Origin of the sequence: Nocardioides sp. NPDC101246 (assembly GCF_044767415.1) — a bacterium.
Taxonomy (GTDB): Bacteria; Actinomycetota; Actinomycetes; order Propionibacteriales; family Nocardioidaceae; genus Nocardioides.
In genome coordinates this window covers 332,553-343,310 of the sequence record NZ_JBIWNX010000001.1, presented here as the reverse complement: position 1 = coordinate 343,310, position 10,758 = coordinate 332,553, and the positions used below count along the sequence as shown (strand labels likewise).

The window sequence follows — 10,758 nt, the reverse complement described above, 5'->3', positions numbered from 1 at the left end:
TGACCTCCTAGCGCCGGGCCACGCGTCGGATCGCGCGGAGAGCCCTTCTGAGCAGACGGGCCGCGGGCCGGACGCCGGGGACGCGTCCGAAGCCGGCACGTGCCCGCCCGGGGACGGCTGAGGCGCGCCTGGCGACCCGGTTGACGGCCGGGGCCTGCCGAGCGCTCAGCTGGTCCTCGAGCTCCTTGATGCGATCGTTCAGCGCCGCGACGTCGCGTCGGGCCGCGGTGCGTACCTCGTGGGTCATCGTCTGACGTTGACGCATCTGCTGCTTGAACCAGGTCACCTGACCGCGCAGCGCCTCGTTCTCGTCCGTCAGCTTCCGGAGCTCGCCCGGATCGGCGACCTGCGATGCCTGCCGCGGCGCGACCACGGGTGTCATGCCGGTCGAGGCCAGCGACGACTCCCGCTGCTGACGCACAGTGCGTACGTCCGCCGGAGTCACCGCGACATCGATGGTCGCCGCGAGCAGGACGGTGAGCTCGTCGCGGCCGCGACCGGCGGGCCAGGGGTGACGCCATCCCGCCGCGCAGATGAACGCGGCCAGCTCGTCCAGCAGCCCCAGGACGATCTCGTCGGCGGACTCGCCGAGCTTCACCGTCGACTCGTGAACAGGGACGACGCGGCCGGCGTCGAGGCCGATCTCGTCGACCTGAAGACCGCACCAGAGCTCGGGCGCGCCGGCCACCGCCTCGCGCAGCAGGCGTACGTGGTGGCGAAGGCCCGAGGCGTCCCGGCGTGCCGAGTCGCGCATCGCTTCGACCAGCCAGGACCGCTCGGCGGCGGTCCAGGAGGTCTCGTCACCGGTCCGATCGACACCGACGACAGCCGGCATCGGGTCCAGGCCCCGCGTCACCAGCCAACCGCCGGCAGCGGCCTCGGCCCCCAACGTGTCGAGCGTCCGACCCAGGGCGGGCTGGACCTCGCGCAGCGTGGGGGTGTCGGAGGGTCGGCCGTGGGCGACCGCGAGCGCCACCGAACAGGCTTCGGGAGCCGCGGCCAGGGTCGGAGAACCGACGTCGGGCCACAGCGTGTAGCCGCGACCTGTGAACCGTGCGCTCGCGTCCGCGAGGCTCGGCGGGTTCGCACGATCGTGGACGGGGAACGACCAGTCGGCGTCCTCGTTCGAGGCCTCCGGGGCGATGGTCCTGAGCTGGGCGAGCGGCGATGCCGGGTTGGGAACGACCACCGCCAGCCGCGAGCCGGGTGTCGCCAGGCCGACGACGTGCTCGGCGATCGCGTGCCAGTCCGTCGGGGCCGCGTCGATCGTCGCGACCCGCCCGAACCCGTCCAGCGCGAGCACGGCGTCGGCCGGCCGATCGGGGGTCCAGGAACGCAGATCGCCGCAGACGACATCGACGGCCCTGTCGGCGTACCGCTCGGAGACGAGCTTCGCGTCGGGATGTGTGCGGAGAACGACGGTCGTCGTCGCGGCTCGGCCGATGGCCTCATCGAGCAGCTCGAGGTCGTGCGGGCCGACGACGAGGAGGTGGGAGGCGTCGCTCGCCGTCGCGACGGCGAATCGGGTCAGGACCGGTCCGCGGGGGAGCGCACGAGCGCCGACCATGTCGGACCAGTCGTACATGTCTCCCGACACGACGCTGTAGGCGTCGGTCTTCGAGGGCGTGTCGGTGTCGTTCATGCTGTGGTCTCCCATCCGAAGAGCGCGCGGAGCTCAGCAGGCGACGCCATGGCGTCCAGCCCGAGCTCACGCACGGTCGTGGCGCGTACTTGCTCTGCGTCGGTCTCGACGCCATGGAACTCGGGGAACAGACGTCTGGCCTGCTCGTTCCCGTCCCTGACGCTGGCGTCCCTGACGTCGGCGAAGGTCATCGGGTCGCCGTAGACCGCGACCTCGGAACCGACCGACGCGCCGTAGAAGATGGCGGTGGTCAGGCGGTTCGACGCGACCCGGCGGTGGCGGATCTGCTCCGCGTACTGCTTGTGCAGGAAGCGGATGTCGGTGCCCTGACGCAGCGTGCCGCGCTTTCCGTGGCAGATGACCCGGAAGCCGGCGTCCTCGTAGCGGCGCCGGATCTCGGGCATGTCGTACTCGATCCAGTAGAGACAGACGGTCACCGGGCCCTCCTCGGTGTCCCGGATCTCCGCGATCAGCCGGTCGTGGTCGCCGCTGATCTCACCGTGGTCCCAGGTGTGGAACGGATAGAAGATCGTGCCCTCGCGCTCGTCGGCCGGGGGGACGGGCTCGACGTCCTTCTTGAGCTCGAGCAGGTAGTTCCAGGGAGCGCCGATCACCGCATAGTCGCGCCAGCCGACCGCCTGACCCCGGCGCAGGTTCGCGTGGGACCAGACGAACTTGGGGAAGCCGTACGGCGGCTCGTGGCCCGGGCCGAAGCCGTGCAGAAGGTTCCAGCCGTGCTGGAGCACACCCCAGATCGGGCGCGGCTGTTCGAACGGCAGTCCGCAGTACTCCGAGAGGATGTGGGCGTGTCCGTACCAGTGATTGCTCGTGTCCAAGTTTCAGTCTCCACGGTCTGGTGAACGGCGACCGTCCCGCCATAGAAGTGTAAGCATTCTCAGTCGGTCTTGACCGCCGCGACCAGCACCGAGGACCCGAACGGCAGGTCCAGTCGTGGCAGCAGCCGCTCGTCGATGCGGGTGGCGCCGAGCAGGACCTTCTCGATCCCGGGCGAGACCTCGGGCAGCGGTGCGACGCCGCCGTCGGGAAGCTGTCGGGGGTGGGCCGGACCGCGCTCCTTGACCCGAGTGACCAGGCGTTGAGCGGCGAACATCGGAAACGTACCCGTGAAGCCGTACGTCGCTCGCACGGGCGAGAGCCCGGCTGCCGTGATCGCCGCGACCGCCCGCCGCAGGGTGTAGCGCCGGTGGTGGTGGTTGTGGTCGTCGTGGCGGGTCCAGGCCCAGTTGTACGCCGGCACGGACATGAGGAAGCGGCCGCCGGGGGCGAGGACCCGCTCGATCTCGGCCAGAGCGGTGGCCTCGGGCTCGCAGTGCTCGATGACGTCGAAGGCCGCGACCACGTCGAAGGAGCCGTCGGCGAACGGAAGCCGGGTCGCGGAGCCGCACACGCCGCCGTCGGCGAGGCCGCGCGGGTCGACGTCCAGCGAGACGTGGTGCTCGGCGGTGCCCTCGAGCCAGGTCACGCTGGGCCCGTCGGCGCTGCCGACGTCGAGGAGGCGGCGTGGCGTCCCGACGTACGGCTTCATGACGGTCTCGAGGATCCGGGTGCGCGCTCGGTACCACCAGTAGTCGCTCTGCGCGATCGAGGGAGAGCCGCCTGTCGTGCTGCCCGGCAGCATGCCCGTTTCGGTCATCGGATGGAGATCTCGCTCACGTGCGTCGGAGGTGCGGAGGTACCAGCAGCGTAAGCCAGCGCGATCTCATCGGCGATGCGACGCACGCCGACGGAGAAGGGCGTTTGTGTCCGTTTGTCGAGCTCCGGCCAGACGACGCTGCGGACCCGCAGGTCGCGCGCCTGGCCGGGCGTGCCGGCTCCCGGGATGCGCAGCCGTGCCCGCCGTCTGAAGACCCGGTTGATCTCGCCGACGACAGCCGAGAGGGTCGTCCCGGTGCCGGTGGCCAGGATCTTGACGACGGCGTTCGACCCGGTGCCTCGGACGTGCTCGTGGAGACCGTCGAGGGCGTCGACGACCATCTCCGCGCAATCGCCGACATAGAGGTAGTCGCGGATGGTGTCGAAGGAGACCCAGACCGGCAGCGGCGTACCGCGCAGCTGGGCCAGGCACAGCTGAGAGACGAGGCCCTGCGGCTTGGAGAGCTTCTGGCCGGGCCCGTAGAGGTTGGTGATCCGACCGATGAGCGCCACCGATCCGGTCTCGACGCAGAATGCGGCCAGGGCTTCCTCCATGGCCAGCTTGGCCCTGCCGTACGCCACCAGCGGTCGAGGCTCGGAGAGCTCGGTGAACGGGGGATCGGCCGAACCGGCGTAGACGCCACCCACCGAAGATGCGAAGAAGAACGCGAGCCGGCTCGTGGGCCGCAGGGCTGCACGCAGGTCTTCGAGTACGCCGCGGAAGAGCGTCACCTCGGTCTCGAGCTCGTCCGCCGGGGTGGCCACCACGCCCGCGCCGGCGCACCAGGCGATGTTGACGCGGCCGTCCGGGGACGAGCCGAGGAATGCGGCGAGCTCGGACCTCAGGACGGCGCGCGCGGCGGCCGGGGCATCCCAGGGCACGCTCGTCGTCCGCACGGACGCCCCGGAGCGCTCGAACGCGCTGCAGACGTGGCGGCCGAGCAGACCGCCACCACCGACGACGAGCGTGGGCGGTCGGGACGGGCGCTGAGCGCCGGTCACTCGGGGTGACCCGGCTGGGGCGTCTCGCGAAGCGGGCCGTTCGCGGGGTCGCTGACGATGACGTAGAGCGGCTTGCCCATGGCCATGTTGACGGAGACACCGAGGTATTCGGCGATCACGCCGAGGGTGAGCATGATGGTGCCGGAGCAGACCAGCACGGCCGCCATCAACGAGGTCCAGCCCTGGACCGGGACCCCGCCGGCAAGACGAGCGACGACCAGCACGACCGCGAGGACGATGCCGGCGGCGGCGAGCAGGGCTCCGCAGATGCTGACCGCCCGCAGCAGACGGGTGCCGCCGGTGAGCACCATCCGCCAGAAGTGCGACATCAAGGAGCGGTAGTTGTAGCCGGAGGGCCGCTCGCCCTCCTCGCGCAGCTTCACCGGGCACGTCGCCACGTCCGAGATCACCCAGCTCAGTGCGACGTCCAGGTAGACCCCGTTGGCGGCGTAGGCGGACACGCTCCGGCCGTACTCGCCCAGGATCAGCCGGAAGCTGTTGAACTGCCGGGCGCTGCCACCGGGCATGAGGCGGTCGATGACGACCTTCGAGCCGCGCGAGGTCAGGTTGCGCAGCGGACCGTGGGGCGCCGCGTTGGTGGGGCGGGCGTAGACGAGGGCGGCGCGCTCCCTGAGCGCGGTGTCGAGCATCGGCCGGATGTACGCCGGGTCGTGCTGGCCGTCCTCGTCCATCGTGACGATCCAGTCCGACCCCGAGGAGGCCAGGCCGGCGAGGGTCGCGGCGTGCTGGCCGAAGTTGCGGCTCAGCCAGATCGGGCGAACGATGTCGTACTTCTCGGCGAGCTGCCGGATGGCGAGATCGGACGCGTCCGGGCCGTGGTCGTGGACCAGGAGGATCTCGGTGACACGTCCCTGGTGCCCGTCCGGAGTGACGAACGGCTCCGCGAGGTCGGCGACCTCGCTCACCACTTCCGGAAGCGTCTCGGCACCGCGGTAGACCGGGATGACGACGGAGACGGTGTGGGTGAGGGACATCGCTAGGAAAATAGCGCATCCGGAGGGGCTTCGGTGTACTCCGTGTAGGCGTTTTGTTGGCATGATCGCCCGCGTGACTGCAGACCCGGCAACCGTAGGCGCCGCACCTGACGCGAAGCCTTCCTCGGACCGCACGCTCTCGGACCGCGTCTTCTCCGCCGGCTCCTGGTCCGGGCTGCTCCCGGGCGTGCTGGTCGTGGGCGTGACGCTGGTGCTCGCGATCCGCGTCGCCGGGGTCGACCTCGGCGACGCGCTGCTCTTCACCGGGTACGTCCTGGCGTTCCTCACCTTCCCGGGCACCGTGGTGTGGCGAGCGGTCGCCAAGCCGGGACCGAGCCTCGGCAACGACCTGGTGCTCGGCACGATCCTCGGGCTCGTCCTCGAGGCTCCGCTCTACGTGCTGTTGCGGCTCTTCGATCTCACCGAGCTGATCTACGGGTATCCGGTAGCGGTGCTCGTCGGCGCGCTGGTCGTCGTCTGGCGCCGCCGACGGGTCGGTCCGGTGGTGATCGGACGGGCGAGCGCGTGGTCGTGGGCGGGTGCGGCGGTGGCGGCCGTACAGATTCTTCTGGTGGCGAACCAGGTGTGGACGCAGCGACCGGTCGACGCCCTGCGGGCGCCGTACGTCGACGAGCCCTTCCACCTCGCGATCGCCGGCGACCTGCTGCACCACTTTCCCGCCCAGATGCCGTGGGTGGACGGCACCCCGCTCTTCTACCACTGGCTCGTCTACGTCCACCTGGCGTCGGCGGCGACGGTCACGCACATCGAGCTCATCGTGCTCATGCGCAGCATGTCGATCGCGCTGCTCGTCCTGCTCGCGGTCGGTGGAGCGTACGCCGCGGCCACCCGTCTCACGGGACGGAAGTGGACCGGGTTCGTCGCTGCCCTCGTCCTCGCGACGGGGGCGACCCCCGACTTCTTCGGCTGGACCAGCCTGGTCAGCCCTGCGCAGCTGGCCTTCGACTCCGTGACACGCGCGTTCGACAGCCCGACGCACGCGTTGGTGATCCCGCTCCAGATGGTCCTGATGGTGCTGGTGGTGGAGATGATCCGGCGCGAGCGGTGGCGTTGGGGGCCGTGGATGCTGACCGTGGTCGTCATGGTCGCCGTGGCCGGCGCGAAGTCGTCCGCCCTGCCTACGATCATCGCCGGCCTGTTCCTGGCGCTGGTGGTCTCGGCCGTGCTGCGTCGCATGCGGATGGTCCGCACCCTCGGCGTCCTGCTCGGATCGGCTCTCGCCGTCTTCCTGGTCGCCCAGCAGCTGTTCTACGGCGGCGGCACCCGGGCGACCGGGATCGATCTCAACGGGAGCACCGTCCAGCGGCTGGGAATCCTGATGCTGCCGGAGGGCGAGACCCTGCCCGGGTCCGCGCCGTTGGCGATCTGGGTCTCCTTCACGGTCGGGTTCGTCCTCCTCGCCGTGCCGGTGATCGTGGCCCTGGTGCGTGGCGGCTGGCGACGGCCCGACTTCTTGTTCCTGGCGGGCACCTCGGCTGCCGGTGCCGGCGCGTTCATGGTCCTGAGCCATCCGGCGCTGAGCCAGGCCTACTTCCTCCTGGGCGCCAGCGGGTTCCTCGCCGTGGTCATGGCCGTCTCGTTGTCGGACATCGTCCCCGTCGACCTGTCGTGGCGCGACGGCGTCCGGATCGTCGGCTGCGCCGCTCTCGGCGGGCTCGTGGTCGTGGCCGTGAGGCTGATGGTCGGCAGCGAGATGCCGGCCAGCGGCGAGGTCTTCACGTCGACGTTGCTGACCCAGCTCGCCATCGGCCTGCTCGTGCTCGCGGTGGCGGTCGCCGTCGTGCTCGTGTACGCCAGGCGCTCGACGATCGCGACGCTCCCGGCCGTCGTGGCGTTGATGCTGGGGGTCGTGCTCGCCGGGGCACCGCAGACCGTCGCTCTCGCAGTCACCGGCCCGTCGGTTCCTCGGGCCGCCGCGACCGACATCATCGGCCCGGGTGGGGTCGCCGCCGCACGGTTCGTCCGCGAGCACTCCCAGACCGATGACCTGATCGCGACCAACGCGCATTGCATCGGGCTGCCCGTGCCCGACTGCGACCGCCGGAACTTCTGGATCGCGGCGTACGCCGAACGGCGGGTCCTGGTCGAAGGATGGGCCTACATCGACCCGCTCGTGGTCGGCCTGCCCTCCACCGATCTCAACAACTCGGCCTACCTGCCCTTCTGGGACCCGGAGCTGCTCGAGGCCAACGACGCGGCGATCACGCACCCGTCACCGGAGACGATCGCCACGCTGCGCGACGAGCACGGGGTCGACTGGCTCGTCGTCGATCGCCGCTATCAGGCCGATCTTCCCGGCCTGCGCCGCGAGCTCGGTCAGCCGCGCTTCAAGGGTGGGCTGTACTCCGTGTTCGACCTGCGCTAGGCGCTGGGGGACAGGTCAGCGGCGCAGGATGGCGCGGAGCCGTTCCCGTCGCGAGGGCGGTGCCGCTTCCCTGCGGCGGGCGCGGGCGTCCTCGACCTCCTGCTGGATCTCCTCCGGAATCGTGTGCAGGCCCTGCATGACCAGCTTCACGACCTGCATCACCTCGTCGCCCGGGATCTCGGAGTAGTCGCCGATGTTGTAGTCGGGGAAGGTGCTCTGCTCGATCATCTCGGTGAAGGAGAAGCCGCCGAGCTTGCCGATGAGGAGGTTGTCCTCGCGATAGTCGTCGAGAAGCTCTTGGCGGAACTCGGAGGTCATGTAGACCGCGCTGGAGGCGTTCCAGCCGAGCTGGGTGGCCCTGGTGACGAACTCCCCGCGGAGGATCTGGATCCACCTCAGCCGGGTGGCCTTCCAGGAGTCGACACCTCTGAGCCGACCACGCATCGGGGCCGCAGCCACGATCGGCGCCAGGTGGCGCGCGGTCTCGACGGTCCGCCAGCCCGACCCGACATTGCTCGAACCCGCCCCGCTGCCCTGGATCGGAAGCTCGCAGGTGCGGAGGAAGTCCGCGACGGCGTTCCCGTCGAGGAGCTCCTTGCGGATGAAGGGGCGAAGCCGGAGGTCGACGTCGGGGATGGCGGTGGTGATGGTGTCCACGAACTGCCCGTAGCGCAGGAAGCTCATGTCGAGCGGTGACCACTCGCGGAACTCCTCGAAGGGGAGATCGACCAGCTCGGCGTGCTCGGGCCGCATCACCATCAGCCGCTCGACGTAGAAGGCGTTGTAGAACGTGGCCTGGTCGCGTACGTAATGGACCCAACGGACCTTCGCGCCCGCCTGACGCGCGTAGTCGGCGATCGCGCTGATGTGCTCGGGCTTGAGCAGCGAGAACGACTCGCACGAGATCACCGTGTTCTCGGCGCTGCCCGAGGCGATCGACTCGACGAGCTGCTCCCAGGTGCCGAGGGCGGGCGTGAAGAGCACCTCGCCGAGGAGCTGGGAGTAGAGGTTCTGGTGCTGGACGCTGTGCGTGCCTCGGCCGATCGTGGGATAGGCGACCTCGGGAGGCAGCTTTCCCTCGCGGCTCGCGCGGGCAAGGAAGGTCTGGATCGCCGTGCTCCCGGTCTTGAACGTGCCGGAATGGACGATCAGAGTCTTCTGCATGCACCGCTCCAAATGTCGCTGCTGGGATGGGTGCGGCGCGACGTCCCGCGTGGCACGGATCTTACCCGCCGGGGCTTATTGGCCGAGCTTCTTCTGCTCGATCTGAGCGTTGATCTCGACCAGCTCGGGATGGGTCTCCAGGAGGGCGACGAGGCCACCGGTGTCGAGCCGGTGGGCGTCGTGGTCCTCGATGAGGATCTGCAGGAGCCGCAGGTCCTCGGGGGTGTCGAGGGTGATCCGGTACGCCGAGGCGTCCCGCTCCCACGGCAGGTTGAGCGTGGGCCGGGCGTCGTCGGTGTAGAGCCACGGGGTGACGTGCTCGCGGTGGGGCGTCTCGGTCGCGAGCTCGTCGGCCTCCAGCAACGCCTCAGCGGAGAAGACCTCGAAGTCGAGGCCTCGCGGGTAGGTGCGCTCCAGGGCGTTGCTGGCATAGAGCGCGGGATCGTCGGCGGCGGCCCAGGCGTCGATGCCGCGGCGTACGACCTCACCGTCGATCAACGGGCAGTCGCTGGTCACCCGGACGACGACGTCGGGCTCGAACTCCCGCACCGCCAGCGCGAAGCGCGACAGCACGTCGGGCTCGCTGCCACGCACCACCCCCGCACCGAGCTTGTCGGCCAGGACGGCGACGGGGTCGTCGTCGAGGTTGGTGGTGGTCGCGACGATCACCTCGAGCCCGGCCGCGGTGAGCCGGGCCAGGTGATGCTCGAGCATGGTGACGCCGGCCGCCTCCCGCAGCACCTTGCCGGGCAGGCGGGTGCTGGTCATGCGGGCCTGGGTGATGACCGCGGTCTTCACAGGACTCCGACCAGCGTCTCGACGACCTGGTCGACCTGGTCGTCGGTCAGGTCCGGGTACAGCGGCAGGGACAGCTCCTCGGCGTAGAACGCCTCCGCGTTGGGGCACATCCCGCGCCGGTAGCCCAGGTCGGCGTAGACCGGATGCCAGTAGACCGGGATGTAGTTGACCTGTACGCCGATGCCGGCCGCCCGCATCTTCTCGAACACCTCGCGCCGACGGTCCTCGAGGACACGCACCGGATAGAGGTGCCAGGCCGGGTCGACGCCCTCCCGCCGGACCGGCAGCCGCAGCCCGTCGACGTCGGCGAGCGCGGCGTTGTAGCGGGCGGTGATCTCCGCGCGCCGCTGCTTGAACCCGGCCAGTCGCTTGAGCTGGGAGAGGCCGAAGGCGCACTGCAGGTCGGTGAGCCGGTAGTTGAGCCCGAACTCGTGGACCTCCTGGTGCCAGGGGCCCTCGTCCTTGATCCGGAACCGGTCGGCGTCCCGCATGAGCCCCACGAAGTGGAACTCGTGGGCCCGCTGCGCGACGGCGGCATCCTTGGCGACGACGGCGCCACCCTCGGCGGTGGTGAGGTTCTTGGTCGGGAAGAACGAGAGCGTGGTCAGGTCGGCCAGGTCTCCGACCGGGCGCCCGCCCGAGAACCCACCGATCGAATGGGCGGCGTCGCCGAGGGTCAGCGCGCCGACCCGGTCGGCGATCGGCTGCAGCGCGGAGTAGTCGGCCGGATGGCCCGCGTAGTCGACGGCGGCGATCACCTTGGTGCGGTCGGTGACGAGCGCCTCGACCGCGGCCGGGTCGAGGAGGGCGGTGTCCTCCTCGATGTCGGCGAAGGCCACCTTCGCGCCGAGCAGCGAGGCCCCCGAAGCGGTCGCGACGAACGTCATCGGCGTGGTGACGACCTCGTCACCGGCACTCACTCCGGCGGCGGCGTACGCGATGTGGAGGGCAGCAGTGCCGGAGGTGCACGAGACCGCCCGGTGCCCGCCGACCAGGTCGGAGAGCGCCTGCTCGAACGCGGCGACGGTCGGCCCGGTGGTGAGCCAGTCGCCACGCAGGATCGCGGTGACTGCCTCGATGTCCTCCTCGGAGACCGACTGGCGGCCGTAGGGCAGCAT

The 10,758-nt window shown here is 70.3% G+C and carries 9 protein-coding genes; 1 reads left to right on the top strand and 8 read right to left on the bottom strand.

Annotated features, from left to right (window positions below; translation table 11 throughout):
• Positions 1–7 precede the first annotated feature (7 nt).
• Genes ACIRON_RS01590 through ACIRON_RS01570 form a run of 5 tightly spaced genes read right to left on the bottom strand, consistent with a single transcriptional unit; the run spans position 8 to position 5,292 of the window.
• Positions 8–1,642 (bottom strand): hypothetical protein, encoded by a 1,635-nt coding sequence (locus ACIRON_RS01590; protein ID WP_402988062.1) that lies wholly within the window; start codon positions 1,640–1,642, stop codon positions 8–10.
• Positions 1,639–2,478, bottom strand: a complete 840-nt coding sequence (locus tag ACIRON_RS01585) for a hypothetical protein (RefSeq protein WP_402988060.1) — start codon at positions 2,476–2,478, stop codon at positions 1,639–1,641. The genes ACIRON_RS01590 and ACIRON_RS01585 overlap by 4 nt, the downstream gene beginning before the upstream one ends.
• Before the next feature lie 59 nt (positions 2,479–2,537).
• Positions 2,538–3,296 (bottom strand): class I SAM-dependent methyltransferase, encoded by a 759-nt coding sequence (locus tag ACIRON_RS01580; protein ID WP_402988057.1) that lies wholly within the window; start codon positions 3,294–3,296, stop codon positions 2,538–2,540.
• A complete protein-coding gene (locus tag ACIRON_RS01575; RefSeq protein WP_402988054.1) occupies positions 3,293–4,297 on the bottom strand; it encodes an NAD-dependent epimerase/dehydratase family protein in 1,005 nt (334 codons plus the stop codon). Before ACIRON_RS01575 ends, ACIRON_RS01580 begins: the two co-directional genes overlap by 4 nt.
• Positions 4,294–5,292: a glycosyltransferase gene (locus ACIRON_RS01570; protein WP_402988052.1), complete on the bottom strand. Its 999-nt coding sequence runs from the start codon at positions 5,290–5,292 to the stop codon at positions 4,294–4,296. The genes ACIRON_RS01575 and ACIRON_RS01570 overlap by 4 nt, the downstream gene beginning before the upstream one ends.
• A 73-nt stretch (positions 5,293–5,365) precedes the next feature.
• Here ACIRON_RS01570 and ACIRON_RS01565 point away from each other — a divergent pair, with 73 nt between their 5' ends.
• Positions 5,366–7,678: a hypothetical protein gene (locus ACIRON_RS01565; protein WP_402988049.1), complete on the top strand. Its 2,313-nt coding sequence runs from the start codon at positions 5,366–5,368 to the stop codon at positions 7,676–7,678.
• A 15-nt stretch (positions 7,679–7,693) separates the two neighbouring features.
• Here ACIRON_RS01565 and ACIRON_RS01560 read toward each other — a convergent pair whose 3' ends face one another.
• From ACIRON_RS01560 to ACIRON_RS01550, 3 genes are all read right to left on the bottom strand, one after another.
• Positions 7,694–8,842: a hypothetical protein gene (locus ACIRON_RS01560; RefSeq protein ID WP_402988046.1), complete on the bottom strand. Its 1,149-nt coding sequence runs from the start codon at positions 8,840–8,842 to the stop codon at positions 7,694–7,696.
• 75 nt (positions 8,843–8,917) lie between these two features.
• Positions 8,918–9,640 (bottom strand): cytidylyltransferase domain-containing protein, encoded by a 723-nt coding sequence (locus tag ACIRON_RS01555; protein ID WP_402988044.1) that lies wholly within the window; start codon positions 9,638–9,640, stop codon positions 8,918–8,920.
• Positions 9,637–10,758: a DegT/DnrJ/EryC1/StrS family aminotransferase gene (locus ACIRON_RS01550; RefSeq protein ID WP_402988042.1), complete on the bottom strand. Its 1,122-nt coding sequence runs from the start codon at positions 10,756–10,758 to the stop codon at positions 9,637–9,639. The genes ACIRON_RS01555 and ACIRON_RS01550 overlap by 4 nt, the downstream gene beginning before the upstream one ends.

Bases quoted from the DNA above. Each gene is read 5' to 3' on its own strand.
- ACIRON_RS01570 (WP_402988052.1), bottom strand. From the start codon at position 5,292: ATGTCCCTCACCCACACCGTCTCCGTCGTCATCCCGGTCTACCGCGGT.
- ACIRON_RS01560 (WP_402988046.1), bottom strand. From the start codon at position 8,842: ATGCAGAAGACTCTGATCGTCCATTCCGGCACGTTCAAGACCGGGAGC.
- ACIRON_RS01550 (WP_402988042.1), bottom strand. From the start codon at position 10,758: ATGCTGCCCTACGGCCGCCAGTCGGTCTCCGAGGAGGACATCGAGGCA.
- ACIRON_RS01580 (WP_402988057.1), bottom strand. From the start codon at position 3,296: ATGACCGAAACGGGCATGCTGCCGGGCAGCACGACAGGCGGCTCTCCC.
- ACIRON_RS01590 (WP_402988062.1), bottom strand. From the start codon at position 1,642: ATGAACGACACCGACACGCCCTCGAAGACCGACGCCTACAGCGTCGTG.